The 23,106-nt window shown below is 44.1% G+C and carries 20 protein-coding genes; 13 read left to right on the top strand and 7 right to left on the bottom strand.

The genetic code is table 11. From position 1 onward, the window contains the following. Positions 1-31 precede the first annotated feature (31 nt). From znuA to R7R24_RS15590, 5 genes are all read left to right on the top strand, one after another. On the top strand, positions 32-919 hold the full coding sequence (gene znuA, locus R7R24_RS15610; protein ID WP_017819948.1) for a zinc ABC transporter substrate-binding protein ZnuA: 888 nt from the start codon (positions 32-34) through the stop codon (positions 917-919). A 202-nt stretch (positions 920-1,121) separates the two neighbouring features. Then, the gene (locus tag R7R24_RS15605; protein WP_191116148.1) at positions 1,122-4,499 is read left to right on the top strand and encodes an AraC family transcriptional regulator; all 3,378 of its coding nucleotides are present in this window, start codon (positions 1,122-1,124) and stop codon (positions 4,497-4,499) included. An 833-nt stretch (positions 4,500-5,332) separates the two neighbouring features. Then, entirely contained in the window at positions 5,333-5,560 is a 228-nt protein-coding gene (locus tag R7R24_RS15600; RefSeq protein WP_005382190.1) for a FeoA family protein, read from the top strand. Next, a complete protein-coding gene (gene feoB / locus R7R24_RS15595; protein ID WP_054578018.1) occupies positions 5,560-7,836 on the top strand; it encodes a Fe(2+) transporter permease subunit FeoB in 2,277 nt (758 codons plus the stop codon). The genes R7R24_RS15600 and feoB overlap by 1 nt, the downstream gene beginning before the upstream one ends. Next, a complete protein-coding gene (locus R7R24_RS15590; protein WP_005382192.1) occupies positions 7,833-8,063 on the top strand; it encodes a FeoC-like transcriptional regulator in 231 nt (76 codons plus the stop codon). Before feoB ends, R7R24_RS15590 begins: the two co-directional genes overlap by 4 nt. Before the next feature lie 109 nt (positions 8,064-8,172). On the opposite strand, the gene R7R24_RS15585 is transcribed toward R7R24_RS15590, so the two are convergent. The 3 genes from R7R24_RS15585 to argS all read right to left on the bottom strand — a co-directional run bounded on the left by R7R24_RS15585 (position 8,173) and on the right by argS (position 11,131). Beyond that, positions 8,173-8,694: a YqhA family protein gene (locus R7R24_RS15585; protein WP_005446434.1), complete on the bottom strand. Its 522-nt coding sequence runs from the start codon at positions 8,692-8,694 to the stop codon at positions 8,173-8,175. 150 nt (positions 8,695-8,844) lie between these two features. Beyond that, entirely contained in the window at positions 8,845-9,273 is a 429-nt protein-coding gene (locus R7R24_RS15580; protein WP_005382194.1) for an HIT family protein, read from the bottom strand. A gap of 124 nt (positions 9,274-9,397) precedes the next feature. Beyond that, positions 9,398-11,131 carry an arginine--tRNA ligase gene (argS, locus tag R7R24_RS15575; protein ID WP_005388349.1) on the bottom strand — a complete coding sequence of 578 codons (1,734 nt, stop codon included), beginning with the start codon at positions 11,129-11,131 and terminating at the stop codon, positions 9,398-9,400. A gap of 220 nt (positions 11,132-11,351) precedes the next feature. Between argS and R7R24_RS15570 the strand changes: the two genes are divergently transcribed. Continuing rightward, positions 11,352-11,948 carry a VOC family protein gene (locus R7R24_RS15570; protein WP_017819945.1) on the top strand — a complete coding sequence of 199 codons (597 nt, stop codon included), beginning with the start codon at positions 11,352-11,354 and terminating at the stop codon, positions 11,946-11,948. A gap of 72 nt (positions 11,949-12,020) precedes the next feature. Here R7R24_RS15570 and R7R24_RS15565 read toward each other — a convergent pair whose 3' ends face one another. The 3 genes from R7R24_RS15565 to purU form a co-directional block, all read right to left on the bottom strand. Continuing rightward, positions 12,021-12,389 carry a hypothetical protein gene (locus R7R24_RS15565; RefSeq protein ID WP_017819944.1) on the bottom strand — a complete coding sequence of 123 codons (369 nt, stop codon included), beginning with the start codon at positions 12,387-12,389 and terminating at the stop codon, positions 12,021-12,023. 4 nt (positions 12,390-12,393) lie between these two features. Beyond that, positions 12,394-14,013 (bottom strand): S1 family peptidase, encoded by a 1,620-nt coding sequence (locus R7R24_RS15560; RefSeq protein WP_005382202.1) that lies wholly within the window; start codon positions 14,011-14,013, stop codon positions 12,394-12,396. Between the two features lie 206 nt (positions 14,014-14,219). After that, positions 14,220-15,053: a formyltetrahydrofolate deformylase gene (gene purU, locus R7R24_RS15555; RefSeq protein ID WP_005382206.1), complete on the bottom strand. Its 834-nt coding sequence runs from the start codon at positions 15,051-15,053 to the stop codon at positions 14,220-14,222. Between the two features lie 218 nt (positions 15,054-15,271). On the opposite strand from purU, the gene R7R24_RS15550 reads away from it, so the two are divergent. The 7 genes from R7R24_RS15550 to rnd all read left to right on the top strand — a co-directional run bounded on the left by R7R24_RS15550 (position 15,272) and on the right by rnd (position 22,764). Continuing rightward, complete coding sequence (locus tag R7R24_RS15550; RefSeq protein WP_005382210.1) at positions 15,272-17,212, top strand: ATP-dependent DNA helicase; 1,941 nt, start codon at positions 15,272-15,274, stop codon at positions 17,210-17,212. Between the two features lie 29 nt (positions 17,213-17,241). Continuing rightward, positions 17,242-17,943 (top strand): tRNA (adenosine(37)-N6)-threonylcarbamoyltransferase complex dimerization subunit type 1 TsaB, encoded by a 702-nt coding sequence (gene tsaB, locus R7R24_RS15545; RefSeq protein WP_017819943.1) that lies wholly within the window; start codon positions 17,242-17,244, stop codon positions 17,941-17,943. Between the two features lie 60 nt (positions 17,944-18,003). Further along, entirely contained in the window at positions 18,004-18,309 is a 306-nt protein-coding gene (locus R7R24_RS15540) for a hypothetical protein (RefSeq protein WP_017819942.1), read from the top strand. Between the two features lie 41 nt (positions 18,310-18,350). Then, positions 18,351-18,908: a Slp family lipoprotein gene (locus R7R24_RS15535; RefSeq protein ID WP_054578017.1), complete on the top strand. Its 558-nt coding sequence runs from the start codon at positions 18,351-18,353 to the stop codon at positions 18,906-18,908. 6 nt (positions 18,909-18,914) lie between these two features. Beyond that, a complete protein-coding gene (locus R7R24_RS15530) occupies positions 18,915-19,769 on the top strand; it encodes an alpha/beta fold hydrolase (RefSeq protein ID WP_005382215.1) in 855 nt (284 codons plus the stop codon). A 106-nt stretch (positions 19,770-19,875) separates the two neighbouring features. Beyond that, a complete protein-coding gene (gene fadD, locus R7R24_RS15525) occupies positions 19,876-21,567 on the top strand; it encodes a long-chain-fatty-acid--CoA ligase FadD (protein WP_005382216.1) in 1,692 nt (563 codons plus the stop codon). Positions 21,568-21,645: 78 nt separating this feature from the next. Next, positions 21,646-22,764, top strand: a complete 1,119-nt coding sequence (rnd, locus tag R7R24_RS15520; RefSeq protein WP_054578037.1) for a ribonuclease D — start codon at positions 21,646-21,648, stop codon at positions 22,762-22,764. Positions 22,765-22,841: 77 nt separating this feature from the next. On the opposite strand, the gene minE is transcribed toward rnd, so the two are convergent. Then, positions 22,842-23,105 carry a cell division topological specificity factor MinE gene (gene minE / locus R7R24_RS15515; RefSeq protein ID WP_005388332.1) on the bottom strand — a complete coding sequence of 88 codons (264 nt, stop codon included), beginning with the start codon at positions 23,103-23,105 and terminating at the stop codon, positions 22,842-22,844. Between the last annotated feature and the right edge of the window lies 1 nt (position 23,106).

Here is a 23,106-nt window from a genome sequence, read left to right as displayed (position 1 = left end):
TCACTTTCCACGCCATATCCCAAGTAAAACTATGAAAAGAGCATTAATTCTTGCTGCCTCAGCAATGTTAACACTGCCAGCACAGGCGGTAACGGTACTGACGAGTATCAAACCTATTCAGTTGTTAGTAACAGAGCTTACTCAAGGAGTAACTTCACCAGACGTGTTATTGCAGCCTAACACATCACCCCATGACTACGCTTTGCGTCCATCGGATGTTAAAAAGGTCGCTTCGGCTGATTTGGTTATCTGGTACGGACATGATCTTGAACCGTTTCTAGAGAAAGTTGTTTCGGATAGATCGAATACTTTGACTATTAGTCAAATTCCAAATCTAGAATTGCGTGAATTTGATAGTGAGCACAACCATGACCATGATGGGCACGATCATGGCTCACATGATCCGCACTTTTGGCTAGGTGTAAGCCAAGCACAACAAGTGGCCAAGGCTGTTGTGAATCAACTTGTATCACTTGATCCGGAAAATGCAGCTCAATATCAAGCGAACCTCAAAAAGTTTGAACTCGAGCTAAAAGACACTGACCAACAGATAAAGCAGAAGCTGGCACCAGTAAAAAACAAAGGTTACTTTGTATTCCATGATGCTTACGGTTATTTCGAAGATCGTTATGAACTAAATCAAATGGGGCATTTTACTGTGAGCCCAGAACGAAAGCCAGGAGCGAAGACCTTAATTCAAATTCGTCAAAAGCTAAGTGGTGGAGATGTGGCTTGTGTATTTTCTGAACCTCAGTTTACCCCGGCTGTCGTTCAGAGCGTAATGAGAGGCAGTGACGTCGCTAAAGGCGAGCTTGACCCGTTAGGGAGTACAATTGAAGCAAAACCTGGCAGTTACTTTACTTTTCTCAACAATATGGCGAATAGTTTTGAGCAATGCTTGAACAAAAAGTCAGATTAAGTGCTGTCGTAATGTAGGAGTAGTCTTTTTAACGTGATCCAGTAGTAAGAATTACAACCTTTGATAAGGCGAGCCTTTTCTCAGAAAGTAATTGAGATATCATTACCAATAATTATCAGCTCAAAATAACCGTATCAATCCATGCTTTACAAACGATGAACGGTCACTTTCCGAGCACAAATTGATACAAAAGGTTTTCGTCTTGCTACGCCAATTAGCCCTTGCTCTGTTGGGCTTTGTCTTATCCTACCAAGCATTTGCGCTTCATAATGCAAATGCAATCTTTTACCCTTTGCCAACTCAGGCAAAGGGTACTTTTATCGCGGCTAAAAAGTTGTTCTTGGGTGAAAAGGGCGGTTTGTGGATTCATGACGTACACGGACGAGTCCTGTTTTACGATGGTCAAACTATATTACCTAAATCAGGTAGCTTCCTACAAACGTCGGCTAAGCAGTTGGCTTATCATAAAGGTGCTTTTTGGACCTTTATTGAAAATGAGGTCTATCGAACCTATCCAAATCAGGAACGACGTTTAGTCTTTAGTTTAAATCCAGGCTCACAAATAAGAAAAATAGGGTCTTCAAAGAACTATATTTGGGTGAGTGATGGCGCGCATTTCTATACCTACAATATCGACACTAGCGAATTAAACTCTTTCTCTCTATTGCAGCTCTATCAACATAGTAATAATAGCTACGTTTACATTAATGATGCGGTGCTAGTTGAAACGAAGTGGGCACTAGCAACGACTTCCGGCTTCTATCTTTCTGAAGGTGATAAGTTTGACCATGTCGCTGCCTCAGGTCAAAACTACATTGAGAAAGTCTATTATTCACACACGCGAAGAGAAATTTTGATAGGTACATTGCGTGGCGCTTTAATTTTCAACATTTACCAGCCTGATAAAGAAGTGATTAGAATTGGCGGCTCACATGTTTTGACATTCGCAGAGACAAATCAAGAGTATTGGGTGGGGACAGAGCATGGCCTTTATTTGTACTCATTTTTTTCAGGTGAGGTCACCGAAGTCGCGCCTGCAAGTTTTCTTGAGTTAGAGTTAGACAACACGAAGATTTATTCGTTGTTGAGCGACAATATAGGAGGGATGTGGATTGCGACTAACCAAGGTATTCGTTATTACTCGCTATTTAGTAAAAAATTTGAACGAGTGACCTTTAGTAGTTATGACTCACACACCCTATCAGGACGAATTCGGCAAACTATTGAAGGTCCTGATGGTGCGCTTTGGTTTGCTGATGACCGAAAGATTTATCGTTCAGGAAAGAGTGGGATTAACCAAGTCTTAGAGTTGGAGTCGCAGATCAATGAATTTGCGTTTCAAAACGGCATGCTTTGGCTTGCAACCTCAAAAGGGCTGGAAATATTTGATCTAAATGGTCTCAACAAGATTACATTTCCTTATTTACAGGTTATGGCCGGACATGCCGTAGAGCATGTGACCGTTGATGGTGATGACCGTCTTTGGGTATCAAGCGGATACCATCTTTACAATGTTGATACTGCTGCACAAAGCGTACGAAACTTTGGAAGTGAGTGGCTAGTAAGTCAGTATTTGCCTGCTAAGGTTACGCGCCTATATGATATTGAAGATGCCCTATTAATAGGCACCGATCATGGCGTATACCAATACAGTAATGACAACATCCAGTTTATCCGTTTTTCAGAAAAGTTTGGTGAATCATTAGACATGACCACGGCGGTTGATGGCAGCCAGTGGTTTGCTTCATCTTATGGTGTGTTTAAAACTGATACACGAAGCGATGAAAAACGTGTTGTTGAAATGAGTGAACCCAACGCCAGACCTGCTTGCTTGATCAGAGACAGGCAAGGTGTATGGTTAGCTTCCTCTGTCGGTTTAAGCTATTACCACCTTTCGGGTGAGTTAGTGAAACATTACTCATCGTCATCAGGCTTAATGAACAATGAGTTCCTCCCTGGTATTTGTAGCGTTATACAACAGACAGAAATTGGTGAGCGAGAGCTTGTTCTGGGGTCGAAGTACGGACTCGTAAAAGCAGAAGCATCCAAGCTGCTTGTATCTAATCCCCCAGAGTCTAAGTTTATTGTTAGCCAAGTTGTGCTTGAAAATGAAGTTCTGCAAGTTGGTAGTGCCGATCTGAATGGGCTCACACTGCCATATGGATCTTCGCTGAGTTTTTTATTCGGTGTGATGCCAAAACCAGACAGTCAAAATTTGTACTATCGATTGAACAACGATGACCCATGGCAAACGTTAGAGGGGGGCCAACTGACACTCGAGCACCTTAGTTCCGGTGAATATCACTTGCAGGTCAGTAATGCGTCTCAAGTTGCCGCTGGAGTCGTTGGTTTAGAATCTCACTTTATCGTCCTTCATCCTTGGTATCTATCGCGATTTGCTATTTTAGGCTTTGTCGTAGCTAGTATTGCGGTCGTCGCATTACTTGTTTTCTGGCGCTCTCGCTACGTTGTACAGGCTAACCGTGATCTAGCAGCTCAAGTGACTCTCAAAACGAATCAGTTAAGACATCAAAGTAGAGTGTTGCTTACGAGCAACCAGCAATTACGTAAACAGATTCAAGTTAGAAACCTACTCGTAGACCATGTAGCTCTATCCATAAAATCAAGCGTCGACTTTATTGTGGCGAAACTACCTATGCCTCTGGACACTGCGACAGAGGATCATTTGGCTAAAACGAATTGGCAGTTAAATGAACTCAAAAGCGTTCCAAGTGATGTAAGTGGTGGGAGTCAGAACTACGACTTGAGTCAGATAACTCAGTCAGTGGTTGATGTATGGCAAGATGACTTTGCAAAAGCGGGTATTTTGGTAGAGCTAGAAGATGAGAGCAAGCAGAGCCGGGTTGCTCTGGAAAGTTTTAATCTTGATGTTATTTTCAATAGCATTTTTGCCAATATCATCAAGCGCTCTTTCCGAGGTCAAACGGTTAGAATTATGCTAGAAAAGGGGCATGATATTGTGTCATTGAGCTTTCTTGATTACGGGACGCAATTACCTAATAAAGTCGCGACTGGGCTTCCATCTAACTTAAATCACTCTGAGTTGAGTATTGACCACCTTGCCCAACTAGTGACAACGAGTGGTGGTTATTTGGCTGTCTTCTCTTCTGATGCTCAAAACAAAGTCGAGATTACATGGCCATCTGCGAAGGAAAGTAGTTATCTGGATGAACCGCAGCAAGAACTCAATCCTGTAACTATTGCAGAAGATCAAGTCACACCAGAGAAAGAGTGGTTGCAAAAAGTCTATCAATTAGTGGCAGAGCATTACCATGATCCTGAATTTGGCACTGCGTCAGCCGCTAAAATGCTGTATATGTCTGAACGCTCTTTGCAGAGACGTTTTAAATCTGCCTCGTCAAGAACGTTAAAAGACTATGTCACAGAGGTTCGTTTAGAAACGGCGTGTGAACAGTTATTGGCGGGTGAGAAAATCAGTGAAGTCGCCTTTAACTGTGGCTTTAATGATCCATCTTACTTTAGCCAAAAGTTTAAGCTACATTTTGGTTTGCCCCCGTCCAAGTTTGCTTTGACTCAAGAAAGCCAAGAAATTAACTAGAAAACCTTCATTACACGCTCCCTAGTTAATAGTTAAGATGCTGGGGAGCTGCATGCAGTGCTCTATTATTGCTGCAGTTGCTAACGCAGTGAGTTTCATTGTTTTTTCATCACATCTAGCCTACAAATCCATTCTCAACACGTAAGCACGATCACGTTCTATCTGTTAGTCGCGATGTTCATAGCAATAAGCATAAATGGCTTCAAGAGAATGATTTATTGATAGTTGCAACAAATAAATGACAGTTGTATTGCTGTATCAAAAGAGCGTTGTTCATTTGGGTGAATGATGGTGTGCGACATTCGTGAAAACGAAAACTGTGTTGAAAAGATGAATAAGGTAAAGAAGTTTTGAAAGAGGTGAAAAAAAATATCGTGGTATAGCCGGGGGGACTATACCACGGGTGTCAAGGACACCTTCGCTTGCTGCCGGAGTGACATGTTGCCATGCCACCTCTGGAATTTATTAGAGAGGTTGCCCTCTCGATGGAGTAACTATACGAGAGGTTACTTATTTTTCTTATAAAAATAACGCCATGTTTATATGAGAAAAGCGACAACGTTTGGTTTTTTACTTAACCAATTGTTTTAATTTGTATTTTTTGTTTTCTATCTTGGTTTGTGACATTTTTGTTTCGTTAGGTGTCATTTTTAATTGTTAATTTTGACGTAAATAACGAGAGGAAATTTACGAAGTTAACGTTTGAAAGCGTGAAAACATTTACGGAATCTTTGATTTCACACAAGGATTGAAGGGGTATAGGGGAGTAATATTGGCAACCTAAACTTATTAAATAATAATATTTCTCATTAGCAATACTCTTAAGGGCCACTATGAAGTTATCAGAGATTAATCCTGGCGATACGGTGACGATTCGGTTGTTAGATGGTCTTTCATCAGATATCAGAAAGAAACTCATGGTAATGGGGCTGCTTCCCAATACAGAAGTCAAAGTGATTCGACGTGCGCCAATGGGCGATCCTTTACAAGTCGAAGTCCGTGGTGTGTCTGTCGCATTGCGAGAAACAATTGCTCAGAAAATTGAAGTGGAGCGAGTGTAATGCAATATCAAGTGCTAACCGTAGGTAACCCTAATAGTGGTAAAACGACGCTATTTAATGGTTTAACTGGCGCAAAACAGCAAGTTGGTAACTGGGCAGGCGTCACGGTTGAAAAGAAAACGGGACAATTCAAGCATGCTGGGGATGAGTTTTTGCTCACTGACCTTCCGGGTATTTACTCATTAGACAGTGGTAATGATAGTAATAGTATTGATGAATCCATCGCATCGCGTGCGGTTCTAACTCATCCTGCTGATCTCATTATTAACGTGGTGGATGCTACAAGTTTAGAGCGCAGCTTATACATGACGCTGCAACTTCGCGAACTTGGTCGCCCTATGATTGTTGTCCTCAACAAGATGGATGCGCTAAAGCGTGAACGTCAGATGATTAACGTTGCAGAGCTTGAGAAAACGTTAGGTTGTCCGGTTGTCAGTTTATCTGCAACCAATAAAACTCAAGTGGCAGAGTTTAAAGAAAAGCTCCATAAATCCATCGTTCAAGGAGTGCCACTTAAAGAATTGTCTTTGCATTACGGTGAGAAGATGGAGTCGGCAATTCAAACGGTTTCCGCACTTTTTAACGACCAAAACGTCGCTCATCGTGCACTAGCGATTCGTGCGCTTGAAAAAGACACAATGGTGCTCAATAGTCTTTCTGATATTGATAGAAGCAAAGTCTTGGAAGTCATTACGACGTTAGATTTGGATATCGATTTGCATGTCGCGGATACTAAGTACACGCATCTGCATGAACAGTGTAAAAAAGTTCGCCGAAGCGAAGGCAAGTTAAGTCGTAGTGTGACTGAAAGACTCGACCAGTTTATTTTGAACAAGTGGATTGGAATTCCTTTCTTCTTTGTTGTTATGTACCTGATGTTTATGTTCTCGATTAACATCGGTAGTGCATTTATCGACTTTTTTGACATTGGTGTGGGCGCATTGTTGGTTGATGGTGGGCATCACTTGTTAGACGGTCATTTGCCTGTGTGGTTAGTGACGGTTCTTGCTGATGGTATCGGTGGTGGTATCCAGACGGTTGCAACCTTCATTCCGGTTATCGCGTGTTTGTACCTCTTCCTAGCGGTACTTGAGAGCTCAGGTTACATGGCTCGTGCAGCATTCGTACTAGATAAAGTGATGCAGAAGATCGGCCTACCGGGCAAAGCATTTGTACCGTTGGTTCTTGGTTTTGGCTGTAACGTACCGTCAATCATGGCAACTCGTACTCTAGACCAAGAACGTGAGCGTAAACTGGCTGCCTCTATGGCGCCATTTATGTCATGCGGTGCTCGTTTGCCTGTCTACGCGCTATTCGCTGCGGCATTCTTCCCAGGTTCTGGCCAGAACATTGTATTCGCACTTTACCTACTTGGTATTGTGGCAGCGATCTTCACAGGTCTTTTCCTTAAGCACACGCTTTACCCAGGTAGCAGCGATAGCCTAGTGATGGAAATGCCAGATTACGAGCTTCCGACGCTACAAAACGTGGTGATCAAAACTTGGCAAAAGCTAAAGCGCTTTGTACTTGGTGCAGGTAAAACCATCGTTATCGTTGTTGCTATTCTGAGTTTCTTCAACTCATTGGGTACTGATGGCAGTTTTGGTAATGAAGACAGCGAAAACTCGGTGCTTTCTAAAGCTGCGCAAGTTGTAACTCCAGTATTCGCGCCAATCGGTGTTCAAGAAGATAACTGGCCAGCGACGGTTGGTATCATTACCGGTATCTTCGCAAAAGAGGCGGTAGTTGGTACGCTTAACAGTCTATACACCACGCCAAGTGACGGTGAAGACGCAGAATTTGATCTAATGGGCAGCCTAGAAGAGGCAGTAATGAGTATCCCTGAAAACTTAGCCGGTTTGAGCTACTCAGATCCACTAGGCATTGAAGTGGGTGACTTAACTGACTCAAATGCCGTTGCCGAAGAACAAGAAGTCGATGCTTCTATCTTCGGTAACATTAAATCGCAGTTTGCTTCTGGCAATGCCGCATTTGCTTACCTAATCTTTATCCTACTGTACACTCCTTGTGTGGCGGCGATGGGTGCTTACGTACGTGAGTTTGGTCATAAGTTCGCACGCTTTATCGCGGTTTGGACAATGGGCTTGGCTTACCTATGTGCGACGTTCTACAACCAATTGACGCATTTCGCAGATAGCCCAGTGACAAGTGGTATTTGGATGGCTGTGATCGTTGCTATCTTCTTTGGTACCTACCGCGTGTTCAAACAAGTTGGTAAGAAACAAAACGGTGCATTAGAGGCGCAAGTAGCATGATTTTAAAAGAGCTTTATCAATACATTGCAGACAAAGGAACCGTCTCCCAGTCAGATCTGGCTAAACAGTTTGGGATGAGTGAAGATGGCGCCGACGCGATGTTAAACGTGTGGATTAAGAAGGGCAAAATTAGCCGCCTAGTCGACACTAATAAAGCTCATGACGTGACTCGTGTTCGCTACTCAGTGACTAAACAAGATGGTTTGTCTTTGACAGTCACCATGTAGCGATTGTCAAAATTAGTCACCTAAAAAGTTATTACGTAAAAACGACAAAGCCGCATCAGCAATGATGCGGCTTTTCTTTTGCTGGTTATTGTTTGTGAATACAGCGAAATTAATGCTCTTCAGAGTGTTTAGTCGCGCCTAACCCTAGGAACTTCAAACCAAGACTTAAAACTAAAATCGAAATAGGTAATGTTAAGATCGTCCAATCTAAGCTGTCGAAGTTAATCAGCACGAGCTCTAAGAACTTCACAAACAAGATCACGATGATGACTTCAGCCAAAATGTTTTTTAGGTGGCCGATGTTTGGGGTTCTGATCCAATGCAAAACCGACGGTTCTTGTGTTTTCGCTTTAGCTTTGTTGGAAATAAACAGTGTGTAGATGCCGTGAGCAAAGATGAACAAAACTAGTGCGACAAGAAACGTATCCAGTGACTTGATCAAATATGCGATCGCGATGTCTGCTTTATCTAAATGTGCGAGTGCTTCTGGAGGTGTTTGATTAAGAATGAAGACCGCAAATGCCGAATAGGTTTTTGCTGCGCCCATAAGAAAAAGCAAGAATGAAGCAGCCATAGAACAGATAATGGCGATCCAGCTGACGTATCGGAATGTGTTGAAGACTTGTTTCATGATGACCCTCTCTAACTGAGCTGGTAGTCTAAACAAGTTTTATTTTAGTGATAATCCCAGAAAAATGAGAAAGATTGTTACAAATACGTATTAATCTTTCTCTGTCTATTTCAGCCGTATTCAAAGGCGAATTATTTTCGCTAGCAGTGCTTATGCTTTTTGGAAAATAGAGCTCAGTGACAGCACATTTTTAATGCGACCAAGCAATTCGTTTTGCTCTTCTTCTGTACGGAATTCACCTTTGGTGTTCCCCCAAACCGGTCCCGGCCATGCTACGTCATCTTTGAAGCGAGCAATATGGTGAATGTGCAGCTGTGGCACCATATTACCTAGCGCACCAAGGTTTAGCTTGTCTGGACGGAATGTTGCTTCCAGTGCTTGGCTTACCGCTTGAGACTCTAGCAAAAACTGTTGCTGTTCTTGCATTGGCAAGTGGTGAAGCTCTTTTAGGTTTGCACGTTTAGGGACCAAGATAACCCATGGCACGGCGTTATCTTTATGCAGAAGCGCCACACACAGTGGGAAGTGGCCGATAACGGTGGTGTCTTTTGCCAGTTGAGGGTGCAGTTCAAAACTCATTATGTTGTCCGATTTGAATTGAATGACATCAGTATACGCCAGATAAAACAAAAGGTTGACGCTTTCACGTCAACCTTTGTCATCATTTAGCTTGTGCTACTTAAGCTACCTACGTAAAAGCGGATTACATACGCTCTAGAGTATCAATACCTAGTAGAGACAGACCTTGCTTGATGGTCTTCGCTGTTAGCGCTGCTAGTTTCAGGCGGCTTTGTTTCACTGCTTCGTCTTCAGCAACTAGGATAGGGCATGCTTCGTAGAAGCTAGAGAACTGACCTGCTAGTTCGAATAGGTAGCTACACATGATGTGTGGTTGGCCTTCGCGAGCGACAGATTGAACCGCTTCTTCGAACTGCATAAGCTTAGCAATAAGTGCTTTCTCTTTCTCATCAGTGATTTTGATGTCACCTTGGAGAGCGTCCATAGCAACACCAGCTTTAGCGAAAATAGAAGCTACGCGAGTGTATGCATATTGCATGTATGGTGCTGTGTTACCTTCAAACGCTAACATGTTGTCCCAATCGAACACGTAGTCAGTCGTACGGTGTTTAGATAAGTCAGAGTATTTAACCGCTGCCATTGCAACTGTTTTAGAGATCTTCTCTTTTTCTTCCGCATCTAGTTCAGGGTTTTTAGATTCGATCAGCTGTGCTGCACGAACTTCTGCTTCATCTAGAAGGTCGGCAAGACGAACTGTACCGCCCGCACGAGTCTTGAATGGCTTACCATCTTTACCAAGCATCATGCCGAACGCGTGGTGCTCAAGAGATACTGACTCAGGTACGTAGCCTGCTTTACGAACAATTGTCCAAGCTTGCATTAGGTGCTGGTGTTGACGTGAGTCGATGAAGTAAAGCACACGGTCTGCGCTTAGCTCTTCATAACGATATTTTGCACATGCGATGTCTGTTGTTGTGTATAGGAAACCGCCATCGCGTTTTTGAACGATAACGCCCATTGGTTCGCCATCTTTGTTCTTGTATTCATCTAGGAATACAACTTGCGCGCCATCATCTTCAACGGCAAGACCTTGTTCTTTTAGGTCTGCAACGATCTTAGGAAGCATGTCGTTGTACATGCTCTCGCCCATCACGTCGTCACGAGTCAGTGACACGTTTAGACGGTCGTAGTTGCGCTGGTTTTGGATCATGGTTACATCAACGAGTTTTTTCCACATTTCTGCACAGTACTCGTCACCGCTTTGCAGTTTCACAACGTAGTTTCGCGCCTTTACTGCGAAGTCTTCATCTTCGTCGTACAGTTTTTTCGATTCGCGGTAGAAGCCTTCAAGGTCCGCAAGTTCCATAGAAACTTCGCCAGACTCTTGTTGTACACGCTCAAGGTTTGCGATAAGCATACCGAACTGAGTACCCCAGTCGCCGATGTGGTTCGCACGGATCACTTTGTGACCTAGGAACTCAAGAGTACGTACTACCGCATCACCGATGATGGTTGAACGTAGGTGACCAACGTGCATTTCTTTAGCAACGTTTGGTGCAGAGTAGTCAGCAACGATAGTTTGAGCTTCGTCTGCTGCAACGCCAAGACGTGAGTCAGCCAGTGCTGCTTCCGCTTGTTTTGCTAGGAACTCTTCGCTTAGGAAAATGTTGATGAAACCAGGACCAGCGATTTCTGTCTTGCTTGCAATACCATCTAGGTCTAGAACATCCAGTACTTTCTGTGCAAATTCTCGTGGGTTAGTACCCAGTTTTTTAGCAACGCCCATTACGCCGTTTGCTTGGTAGTCACCAAATTGTGGCTTTGCTGATTGGCGTACTGCCGCAGGACTGCCTGCAGGTGCGCCAGCGGCTTCTAGAGCCTGAGATACTTTGTCATTAATAAGTGCTTGGATATTCACACGCGTTTCCTTCAATTCAAGGACGAAGAACTCGGCGAAGTAAGTGCCGAGTTCTGTTGGAGTTCACAAAAATGGGGCTAATGATAACAACTTTATTGCTTTTCATACAGAGAGGAATTGGGGAAATTTATACTTTTTCGATTGAATGGAAATGTGGTTTGGTTTGCGTTTACTATTGCGCTCAGAGTAATGAGATAAATCGCCCCATAAGAGAGCCACAATGACGACTCAACTAGTTGAAAAACGCCTAGCGCCTAAATTGATGATCCAAGATCTGGATGCATTTATGGCGAAGATTGAAGAGCTTGCATCCCTGTTAAAACTGGATCTGAGCTTTGCTCAAGCTGACCATATTGCGCTGCGAATTAATGATACTGAAACAGCAAAAGCCGCGCATGAAGCATGGAATCAATACGGTAAGGTGATTTCACAAGCGAAAATCAACGGTCGCCCAATCATCGTTATCGAATTCGATAAAGCGTTGGAAAGCCGTGGTTGGAAGATTGAGTGTCTGGAACTGCCATACCCTGCGGAAGGCAAAATCTACCCAAATGAAAGCTGGGAACATGTGGAGTTTGTGATTCCGTCTCATGCCGAAACTGCAGACGAGTTTCTTGCTGATTTGAAACACACTTACCCAGCGTTTGGCGCGCGTTTTAATGAGTTGGAAGAGCTGGGTGTGAAGATCAAACTGTCGAGCCCGAAAGGGGATGGCGAACGCTTGAATAACCCAACAGTGGCGTTTAAGTACCAAGGCATTTGTATCAAACTGCACCCGCATTCACTTAAGCGTATTGTGGAGTCTGAGCAGGCGTAAAACGCTAGGGTGAGAATTGCTGAGTTGCGATAGGCAAAAAGGGAGCCGAGGCTCCCTTTCGTAAGCGAATCATTATTTAGCCAGTGACTTGCTTTTTGGGTTGGTAATGGAAAGTTTTTTGCCTTTCAACTCTTCATCTAAAGGCAGTGTAAAAGTTTTGGCAAACGGCATTCGTTTACAATGATCCGCCTTGTCTCTAACGATAGTAATAAGAGCTTCTGTCTGTGAGCTTTGCTCTATTTTTAGGCTAAAGTCCTCGTTTTCACTGCAGCCGTTAGACTCTGTGATAAATGAAATTTGACTCTCACTTGTCCTATAAGTCTCTACCATCATTGCTTGGTGCTCAGACGTCTGGTTTGTTTGCAGTCCTGCGTTTGCTGAACATGCAGTTAAACTGATAGTGCCCAAACCAAGTAGGAATATCTTGAGTCTATGTTTCATCTCGTTACCTTTTTTTGCGTCGTACGAATGAACCTGCAGCCATTAACACCAGTAGGCCAATAGATAAACTGCCGCCTGAACTAGACTTTTTATTAACGTCGTTACCAGCATCGCCCGTATTATCTGTGCTGACTGACATATTTATGTTGCGAACAAATGCTTGCGCGCTGTAAATGCCACTTGAAAACGGGTGTTGGACGTATTCAAACGTTATCGTATTAGATGCTTTGTAAAGATCGATCTGGATCTCTTTATAATCGAGGAGTTGGTTGGTGCTATCGTAAATTTCACCATTAACTAAGATGAACAAGTAATCAAAACCATCGGACATTACTTTGAGATCCATGGTAAGTTTGCCCTTCGGAAGATCGGTCAAAACCAGCTCAGATACACCAGGATAAGCTCCCATATCCGCTGATTGCAGTTCACCATTTTCAGCCGTCCAAGCGTTTTGACCGGTATAAACATTTGCGTCTGCTAGCGGAATGGCATTACGCACTGATCTGCTTGCTTTATCTACACCTGAATACTCGAAAGTTGTTGTGAGTCTGGACAGTTTCGGATGATCGGTAAAGAGCTCTATCGTTGTTTCTGATCCCGAATAGCTAGGTTGGTAGCCGACGGTAATTTGACAGCTTTGCGAAGGCTTTAAGGTACCAGTACAAGTGCTTTTCTCGATGGTACTTCCGTATGATATTGTGCTTTGGTAGATGTTGAATGGGATAGTATCGTCATTACGAATAGTAAAGGTCTCTTGCTGCGCTTTTCGCTCAACGAAACGAAGATCTCGGTACTTAGTGAAGCTGATAGTATTGCGATGGCTATCTATCCATCCATTGTGTTGAAAATGAGCGACGTTGGCGTAAACACCATAAGCGTTTGGTTGAGCACATCCATCCCCCCAGCTGACCACGCCTAGCAATTTGTTGATACCGTTATCATCAACGATGAGTGGACCGCCGCTATCTCCTTGGCAGCTATCTTTACCTCCCCAATAGTATCCGGCGCAAATACCGTCATCTGATACATTAGAGTAGTTTCCTGGTAGGTTTTGGCAGGTAGCTCGATCTACGTATTCCAAATCTACTTGTTGTAAAACGGTTGGGTATATTCGGTCTGTCGTGGACGTATTTCCCCATCCAGCCACGTGCAACTTGTCTCCTACGCGTACGCTATCTAAAAGTTCTGGCGTTGCCAGGTCAATAGTTGCGCTATCGATATTGCGTTCTAATTCAATAAGAGCGATGTCATTGTTCGTTGTTATGTTGTTATATTCATCATGTGAATAGATATTTTTAATGGCGATGCGCTGTGCTTGAGACTCTCTGTTTTTGTCATAAAGACCAAGAACGATATCCAGATCGTCCGCATTAAGACCTTCCACACAGTGCGCAGCAGTTAATACGTATTTTCCACCTAGGAAACTGCCACCACAAAAGTGACCAATAGATGTAGGTTGTCCTTTACGTACCAGTGAAGCAATAAATTTCCAGTCGGAAGTGTTGGCAGGTTCGCCGCCGATAATGCGAGTGGATACATCATTCTGAACAGGCTCAAGAGTATCTGCGATTGTGGTTGCTGGTAAAGTCAGCCCAATCAGAAAAGCCACTAACGTTTTTTTCATTTTAATTCCGTAATATTAACGTGGTTTATTATAAGGAGGGCAAATGATAAACGGAATCATTCTCTCAGTAAATAGTTGTGGAGAAATGAAAAATTATAACGTATCGGTTTAACTTTGATGGTTAGAATTGGAGGGGGGATCTTCTGAAAAGATGAAACCCGCCAAGTTGGACGGGTTTCACTATCGTTGTAACTAGTACGGAGGGATTACAGGATCACTGTCTTATTCCCATAAACAAAGACGTGGTCATTGATCACTTTATTCAAAGCCTTACTCAATACGTTCTTCTCTACATCGCGTCCCGCTTGCGCCATATCTTGGGCATTGAATGTATGGTCGACAGGAATTACGTCTTGCTTGATGATCGGCCCTTCATCTAAATCATTAGTCACGAAGTGTGCTGTTGCACCGATGATTTTCACACCGCGATCGTAAGCTTGTTGATATGGCTTCGCGCCAATAAAAGCAGGTAAGAAGCTGTGATGAATATTAATGATTTTGTGGTGATATTTCTCAACAAACGTCGGCGTCAATACGCGCATGTATTTAGCTAGCACCAAAAAGTCAGCATCGTATTGATCGATCACTTCTAGCATCTTCTGCTCGTGTTCTTCACGGCTAAGGTTTTCATGGGTCACGTGGTGGTAAGGAATGTCGAAGCGTTCAGTGAGAGTTTGCAGTTTGTCGTAATTCCCCACCACAGCGGCGATCTCAACATCTAGGCTTCCATCGTAGGTTTTCATCAGAATATCGCCTAAACAATGCGCTTCTTTTGTGACGAGAATGACGATGCGCTTACGGCGAGAGCCAACCAATTTACGCTTAGCACCTTGCGGGAGAGCTTGGTCCAAGTCGGCAAGAAACGTTTGATCGTTGAAGTACCCCTCCAACTCCGTTCTCATGAAAAAGTGGCCACTGGTATTATCAACAAATTCGTTATTGTGAACGATGTTGAGTTGGTGCTTGTAACAGATATTAGTAATTTTCGAGATGAGACCCGGGGCGTCAGAACAGTGGGTCAACAGTGTTTTCTTTTCCATAAATCAGGTACTTCCATGCATTAATATTTTAGCGTACGAATTTGTTATTATTCCCTGGCGGGTGTAACTGTACTGCCATGTTTCACCATAAATAATCTATTCTTACGTTGGTTTCAACAAAATATCCGCGTGTCGCCGCAAGCTGGTCAGATTGTGGGCTGATGTCACTCCTATTCCTCTGATATACTCTCGATAATTTTTCAAACTCAATACCAAGCATGATCGCAAAAACTTTTTCCTCTGATGGCGCGTTAGGTAAGGCCATTCCTGGCTTTCAAGCTCGTCAGCCACAAATCGATATGGCGGAAGCCGTCAGCAGTGCGATCAAAGATCAAACCCAGTTGGTGGTGGAGGCAGGAACCGGAACCGGTAAGACCTTCGCATACCTAGTCCCTGCGCTGTTGAGCGGTAAAAAAGTGATCATCAGTACAGGCTCGAAAAACTTGCAAGAGCAGTTGTACCATCGTGACTTACCGCTCATGGTCAATGCGCTTGGTTTTTATGGCCAAGTGGCGTTATTAAAAGGGCGTTCTAATTATCTGTGTTTGGATCGTTTGAGCCGCCAAATGGTCGAAAGCCACACTAATGAATCTGACCCGACATTATTAACTCAACTTGTTAAAGTGCGTGCTTGGTCATCAGAAACCAAAACAGGTGACCTTGGGGATTGTGATGATCTACCAGAAGACAGCATGATCATTCCGACCATCACCTCAACCAATGATAACTGTTTAGGTAAAGAATGTCCGAGCTACACTGATTGCTTTGTATTGAAAGCGCGTAAGCGAGCCATGGATTCCGACATTGTTGTAGTGAACCATCACTTGTTTCTTGCTGATTTAGCGATTAAAGAAACAGGGTTTGGTGAACTGATTCCTGAAGCCGATGTGTTTATTTTTGATGAAGCTCATCAGTTGCCAGATATTGCGAGCGAATATTTCGGCCAGTCAGTTTCAAGCCGCCAAATTCACGATCTTGCCAAAGACATTGAAATAGCCTACCGCACCGAAGCCAAAGATATGCGTCAATTGCAAAAAGTGGGCGACAAACTCATGCAAAGCGCAATGGACATGCGGATTGTATTGGGTGAGCCAGGCTTTCGTGGCAACTGGCGTGAGGCGTTGCAATCAGGTTCTATTAAGCGAGAATTATTGCGCTTAACTGACAGCCTCGAATTGGCGATTGATGTACTCAAAATAGCTTTAGGGCGCAGTCAATTACTGGATACCGCTTTTGAACGAGCCAATTTGATCAAAGGCCGCATCGACCGCGTCTGTGATGTCGATATTACCGGTTACTCATACTGGTACGATACCTCGCCTCGTCATTTCGCTCTGCACATTACGCCTCTTTCTGTCGCGGACAAGTTCCATGAGCAAATAGAGATTAAACAAGGCGCGTGGATTTTCACGTCAGCAACCCTAGCTGTATCGGGCGACTTCAAGCACTTTACTGAGCGCCTTGGCCTCAAACCTACAAAGCAATTTTCTCTGCCGTCCCCCTTTGATTATCAAAAACAAGCGCGCCTTTGTGTGCCAAGGTATTTGCCAGAGCCAAACAGTAACGGCTTAGCGGATAAGTTAGTCCGAATGCTTGCTCCGGTGATTGAAGAAAATGATGGTCGCTGCTTCTTTTTATGTACCTCGCACAGCATGATGCGTGAACTAGGTGAGAAGTTCCGAGAAGTACTTGAGCTGCCTGTGTTAATGCAAGGGGAGATGAGTAAGCAGAAAACCTTGGCGGAGTTTATGGAACTGGGTAACGCTTTACTCGTGGCGACGGGCGCTTTCTGGGAAGGGATTGATGTTAGAGGTGATGCGCTGAGCTGTGTTATTATCGACAAATTACCGTTTACCGCCCCTGACGATCCGTTACTCAAAGCCCGTATCGAGGATTGTCGATTACGTGGCGGTGAACCATTTGCTGAAGTACAAATCCCGGATGCAGTGATTACGTTAAAGCAGGGAGTAGGGCGATTAATTCGAGATCAGAAGGATCACGGTGCGTTGATCATTTGTGATAATCGCCTCGTCACGCGAGACTATGGTGGTATTTTCCTCGGAAGCCTACCACCTATCCCAAGGACGCGAGACTTAGATGGAATCAAAGCATTCCTGAAAGCAGAACAATCTGTCACAGACGCAAGTGCTGAGGCATAACCCAATAAATGAAAGTTGTAGAGAGTTAAATGAGCGCAAAAATTCTTGCTATCGATACAGCGACTGAAAACTGTTCAGTTGCGTTGTTGGCTAATGATCAAGTGATTTCACGTAGCGCGGTTGCACCACGCGATCACACCAAAAAAGTACTGCCAATGGTTGATGAAGTACTCAAAGAAGCTGGCCTGACTCTACAAGAGCTGGATGCGTTAGCGTTTGGACGTGGTCCAGGTAGCTTTACTGGCGTTCGTATCGGTATTGGTATCGCACAAGGTTTGGCGTTCGGTGCTGACTTACCTATGATCGGCGTTTCAACGCTGGCTGCAATGGCTCAAGGTAGCTATCGCTTACATGGTGTGACCGATGTCGCTGTGGCCATTGATGCACGTATGGGTGAAGTTTACTGGGCACGTTACACTCGCCAAGCAAACGGTGAGTGGGCAGAGATGGATGCAGAGTGCGTAATTCCACCAGCACGTCTCGTTGAAGAAGCACAAGCAGACGACAAAACGTGGACGACAGCAGGTACTGGTTGGGATGCTTACCAAGAAGTATTAGCAGACCTACCGTTTAATTTGACGCATAGTGACGTTCTGTACCCTGATTCACAAGACATCGTGATTCTTGCTGAACAAGAATTTAAAAAGGGTAATACCGTGCCGGTCGAAGATTCGAGCCCTGTTTATTTACGTGATAATGTGACATGGAAAAAACTTCCTGGTCGCGAATAGTCCGTTTTTCATTAACCTGACAAAAAGCAGGGCGTTTGCCCTGTATTTTTATGGAGTGCTATGGCGTCGATTAATGGCTTGCCTCCTTCTTTGATTCCCGGTGCAAATCGCACTCATAAAGCCAGTCAAAAGAAGCAGGTAAATAAATCACAAACAAAGCAGCCTGTAGGTCAGCCTTCAAAGGTTGCTAACGCCGTGGCGCACTCCATAAAACACGTGGATGAGTCCCAAATTCACCGAGCTCAAGTGCAATATGACCTTCCTGAAGGGGGCGCACGTAAAGCAATGGAGCAGTACATGGATGTCATGAATCGAGCTAAAAAAGAGGAACTGGCTCAATTACTTGGTGTCGATATTTACGTGTGAGATCTCCCCAGCTTGGGGTTACTAATATTGAAAGGTGGTTTATGAAGGTTTTTGGACGGTTTTTTCTCGCATTATTTGCTACGGTTGGTTTGTCTGCGTGTAGCTCTTTGCCAGAGGAGCTAAATGCAAGCACAGCATTGGTCGTTACAGACTATAAAGCGTTTGCTGAGTCTCAGGGGCAAGTGAGTGAAGATGTTCGCCTTGGTGGAATCATCGCTAAAGTGGATAACTTTAAAGATAAAACGCGTCTAGAGATTGTAAACCTTCCTATCAGTGAGTCTGGTAAACCTGATATTGATGAAGAGCCTACGGGGCGTTTTGTCGCCTATTTTGATGGCTATTTAGAGCCTGTCGCCTTTAGTGAAGGCCGTTTGGTGACGGTTGTAGGCAAAGGAGCAGGGGAAGAAGAAGGAAAGATCGGTGAGCACGGTTACATCTTCCCGGTAATTAAGGGGGAAGGGTACCGTTTATGGAAAATTGAAGAACGTGTACGCATGTATGACTCGCCAACCTACTTTTACCCATGTTACTCGATTAACTGCCGCATGTGGCGTAATGATTTCCCGCAAGACGGTAAAGTGATAAAACAGGTCAAATAATCTGCGATGCATGAGCGTCAATTCGAGCTTCCTGCCGGCAAAATGGCAGCCCTTGAGATAGGGAACGAGAAAACGGCTGACTTGTCAGTCGTTTTTCTTCATGGGTGGTTAGATAATGCGGGCAGCTTTAAAGCGCTCATGGAGCAGTTGAATCAACTTAATCCTCACTTACACCTCCTCGCCATCGATCATTTTGGTCACGGTTTATCGAGTCATAAATCTCACGATAATTATTACCCCTTTCACGACTATATTGCCGATTTGTATCAGTTTTTGGACGAATTATCACCAAACAGACTGATATTAGTAGGGCATTCACTTGGTGCTTTAATCGCAAGTTGCTATAGTGCAGCGTTTCCAGAGCAGGTCGAAGCTCTTGTGCAAATTGAGGGAGCAGGACCTCTTCATGAGGATCCTACTAACAGTTTGCCTCGTCTTCGCGATGGCGTTTTAAGTCGAATAAGACAGCAAAACAAGCCAGAGCGAGCCATTGCCTCCTTCGATCTGGCGTTAAAATTACGCATGCAAGCCAACCAATTAACCGCTGAGCAACTTCTACCGATAGTCGAGCGTGGAACAGAGCAGCGAGGAGATAAATGGTATTGGCGGCATGACGCCAAGTTAAAATGTGCGTCGCTTTACCGAATGGCGCAAGCGCATGCTAACTCGATTACCAGCCAAATACGTTGTCCTCATTTGATTGTATTAGGCGATCAAGGATTTCAGAATTTACCATCTAACCAAGCTGATTGGGGAGAGAACCCACCGCAAGTGGTTTCTGTCAAGGGTGGTCATCACTGTCATTTAGAGCAAATACTCGAGGTCGCAACGCGAATTCTTGGTGTAGTTAACAAAATTTAAACAAGTGTTTGAGAGTTGCGTGCTCAAGCACGTTCGCTGTGCTGTAATAGCTTTCAAAATAAAAAGGACGCTATTTTTTAGCCAGTTATAAACGAGGAGTAACATCGTGGATAAACCATGGCTTTCACGTTATCCAAGTGACGTACCTGAAACCATTAATCCAGAGCAATATGAGTCTTTGGTAGAAATGTTTGAACAGTCTGTACAAAAATATGCAGACCAACCAGCATTCATGAACATGGGCTCGGTTATGACCTTCCGTAAATTGGAAGAGCGTAGTCGCGCATTCGCAGCGTATCTGCAAAACGAGTTAAAACTGCAAAAGGGTGACCGCGTTGCTCTGATGATGCCAAACTTACTGCAATACCCAGTAGCATTATTTGGTATTTTGCGTGCAGGTTGTATCGCCGTAAACGTTAACCCACTTTACACTCCTCGTGAACTTGAACACCAATTGAATGACTCAGGTGCGACGACGATTGTGATTGTGTCTAACTTTGCGAATACGCTAGAACAAATCGTCGATAAAACACCAGTCAAACACGTAGTGTTAACCAGTCTTGGTCAAATGCTGCCACGAGCGAAAGGTACGATTGTCGATTTTGTCGTGAAGTACGTTAAGGGCATGGTGCCTAAGTACGATTTACCTGGTGCTATCTCAATGCGTCAGGCTCTACGTAAAGGTCGTCGTCTACAATACGTTAAACCGTTTATGTCTGGGGATGACATTGCATTCCTGCAATATACGGGGGGGACGACAGGTGTCGCGAAAGGTGCGATTCTGACTCATCGCAACATGATTGCGAACGTTCTACAGGCAAAAGGCGCGTACGGACCGGTTTTATCTCCGGGGCGTGAATTAGTCGTAACAGCGTTACCGCTGTATCACGTATTTGCTCTTACCGTAAACTGTCTGCTGTTTGTCGAAATGGGTGGTCGTAACTTACTTATTACCAACCCTAGAGATATTCCAGGGTTCGTGAAAGAGCTACAAAAGCATCCGTTTACTGCGATTACGGGCGTGAATACCTTATTTAATGCATTGGTCAACAATGAAGATTTCCACGAGTTGGATTTCAGTAATCTACGTTTAGCCGTTGGCGGCGGCATGGCAGTGCAGCGCTCAGTGGCAGAAAGATGGCAAAAGACCACGGGTTGCTATTTGCTCGAAGGTTACGGTCTAACAGAGTGTTCTCCGTTGGTGGCGGCATATCCGCATGATCTTGTTGAATACAATGGCTCTATTGGTCTGCCGGTACCATCAACAGAAGTTCGTATCGTGGACGAAGAAGGCAACGCTCTTGCGAATACTGAAACTGGTGAACTTCAAGTTCGTGGTCCTCAGGTTATGCAAGGTTACTGGCAACGACCTGAAGCAACGAAAGATACGATTAACGAAGACGGCTGGCTATCAACTGGCGACATCGTTAAGTTCGATGACGAAGGCTTCCTGCATATCGTTGACCGTAAGAAAGACATGATCTTAGTATCAGGCTTTAATGTTTACCCGAACGAAATTGAAGACGTTGTAGCACTACACGGCAAAGTACTTGAAGTTGCTGCTATTGGTCAGCCGCATGAAGTGTCTGGTGAATTAGTGAAGATTTATGTCGTGAAACGTGATCCGAGCTTGACCAAAGACGAAGTGATCGCGCATTGTCGAGAACACTTAACTGGCTACAAAGTTCCGAAGTTGGTTGAGTTCCGCGAAGACTTACCTAAAACCAATGTCGGTAAGATCTTGCGTCGTGTTTTACGCGAAGAGAATGACGCTGAACTTGCGAAGAAAAGCGCATAAGCCGATTTCGTCGAGTCGAGAGATTTAAAAAATGATAGAATGCCAGCGTTTTGCTGGCATTTTTATAGCGAGAAGTATGTGAACTATCAAATTATTACTAAAAACAAAGACCTAGAAGAGGTTTGCACTCATGCCCGAGAGGCAGACGTAGTGATGCTGGATACCGAATTCGTTCGTATTCGCACTTTCTACCCGCAGTTAGGTCTGATTCAGCTTTTCGATGGTAATCGCCTCTCGCTGATTGATCCGACTGAATTAACGGATATGACGCCGTTTGTAGCGCTATTAAAAGATACTTCTGTGCTAAAAGTGCTGCACGCATGTGGTGAAGATTTAGAAGTTTTCCAAAACGCTTTTGGTTGTACACCATTCCCTATGGTGGATACGCAGCTGATGGCCGCTTTTCTCGGTCACGGCCTATCGACAGGCTTCGCATCGCTGGTGGAAGAATATTTAGGCGTAGAGCTCGACAAAAGTGAATCACGTACCGACTGGATGGCTCGTCCACTGACACAAAAGCAATTAGATTATGCTGCCGCAGATGTTCATTACTTGTTACCGTTATACGAAAAGCTGTTCGATAAGGTGACGCAAGCAGGTTGGTGGGAAGCTGTACAGCAAGAAAGTGATTTACTCGTTTCGAAACGTATTCGCGTAACCAATGAAGAGAATGCCTACCTTGATATTAAGGGCGCTTGGCAATTAAAACCTTCTGAGCTGGCGATTTTAAAGCCATTGGCGACGTGGCGTTATCGTGAAGCAATCAAACGAGATTTAGCGCTGAACTTTATCTTCAAAGAAGGTGATCTATTAACGGTCGCTCGTCTTGGTTTAACGAACTTTAAGAAGATGGAAGCAGAAGATATTGATATCCGAGCGATTAACCGCCATGGCGCGAAGATTGCCGCGATTGTTAAACAAGCGAAGCAAACACCTTCTGAAGAGTATCCTGAGAAAATTGAGCGTTTAATGGACTATCCGGGTTACAAGCAGGTCTTCAAAAATATGAAAGACTTGGTGAAATCGGCTTCGCAGAAGTCAGGTTTAGCCACGGAGTTCCTTGCCTCTAAAAAGCAGATCAATCAGTTGATCAGTTGGGTTTGGAAAAAAGATCGTGACCCAGAAGTGTTGCCTGATTTGATGCAAGGGTGGCGTTTGGATTTACTCGGCGACAAGATGAACAAAGCATTAAAGTAATGAAAGATGAAAAAGGTTGGCCTCGATGCCAACCTTTTTCGTTCTAATTAGAGTATTCGTCTTGCGAGAGAAACTGATTACTTTTCTTCGTCTGGTAGCTTCACATTCAGCTCAAGAACTGAGATATCGTCGTCTTTGTGCTCAAATGTTAAGTCAACCATATTTGGATCAATTGCCACGTACTTGCTGATCACCTTCAAGATGTCTTCTTTTAATTGAGGCAAGTAAGACGGCGCAGGATCATTTTGGCTGCGGCGCTCTGCGACAATGATTTGCAAACGCTCTTTAGCTAGATTCGCAGAAGTTTTCTTCTGTGGACGGAAAAATTCTAATAATGACATG

Source organism: Vibrio sp. 704 (assembly GCF_033339295.1).
The sequence above is the reverse complement of the archived record's forward strand: the minus strand, read 5'-3'. Positions and strand labels throughout refer to the sequence as shown.

Coding starts and splice junctions, on each gene's coding strand:
- znuA (WP_017819948.1), top strand. CDS start 32: ATGAAAAGAGCATTAATTCTTGCTGCCTCAGCAATGTTAACACTGCCA.
- R7R24_RS15600 (WP_005382190.1), top strand. CDS start 5,333: ATGAAGTTATCAGAGATTAATCCTGGCGATACGGTGACGATTCGGTTG.
- feoB (WP_054578018.1), top strand. CDS start 5,560: ATGCAATATCAAGTGCTAACCGTAGGTAACCCTAATAGTGGTAAAACG.
- R7R24_RS15590 (WP_005382192.1), top strand. CDS start 7,833: ATGATTTTAAAAGAGCTTTATCAATACATTGCAGACAAAGGAACCGTC.
- R7R24_RS15585 (WP_005446434.1), bottom strand. CDS start 8,694: ATGAAACAAGTCTTCAACACATTCCGATACGTCAGCTGGATCGCCATT.
- R7R24_RS15580 (WP_005382194.1), bottom strand. CDS start 9,273: ATGAGTTTTGAACTGCACCCTCAACTGGCAAAAGACACCACCGTTATC.
- R7R24_RS15570 (WP_017819945.1), top strand. CDS start 11,352: ATGACGACTCAACTAGTTGAAAAACGCCTAGCGCCTAAATTGATGATC.
- R7R24_RS15565 (WP_017819944.1), bottom strand. CDS start 12,389: ATGAAACATAGACTCAAGATATTCCTACTTGGTTTGGGCACTATCAGT.
- R7R24_RS15560 (WP_005382202.1), bottom strand. CDS start 14,013: ATGAAAAAAACGTTAGTGGCTTTTCTGATTGGGCTGACTTTACCAGCA.
- purU (WP_005382206.1), bottom strand. CDS start 15,053: ATGGAAAAGAAAACACTGTTGACCCACTGTTCTGACGCCCCGGGTCTC.
- R7R24_RS15550 (WP_005382210.1), top strand. CDS start 15,272: ATGATCGCAAAAACTTTTTCCTCTGATGGCGCGTTAGGTAAGGCCATT.
- tsaB (WP_017819943.1), top strand. CDS start 17,242: ATGAGCGCAAAAATTCTTGCTATCGATACAGCGACTGAAAACTGTTCA.
- R7R24_RS15540 (WP_017819942.1), top strand. CDS start 18,004: ATGGCGTCGATTAATGGCTTGCCTCCTTCTTTGATTCCCGGTGCAAAT.
- R7R24_RS15535 (WP_054578017.1), top strand. CDS start 18,351: ATGAAGGTTTTTGGACGGTTTTTTCTCGCATTATTTGCTACGGTTGGT.
- R7R24_RS15530 (WP_005382215.1), top strand. CDS start 18,915: ATGCATGAGCGTCAATTCGAGCTTCCTGCCGGCAAAATGGCAGCCCTT.
- minE (WP_005388332.1), bottom strand. CDS start 23,105: ATGTCATTATTAGAATTTTTCCGTCCACAGAAGAAAACTTCTGCGAAT.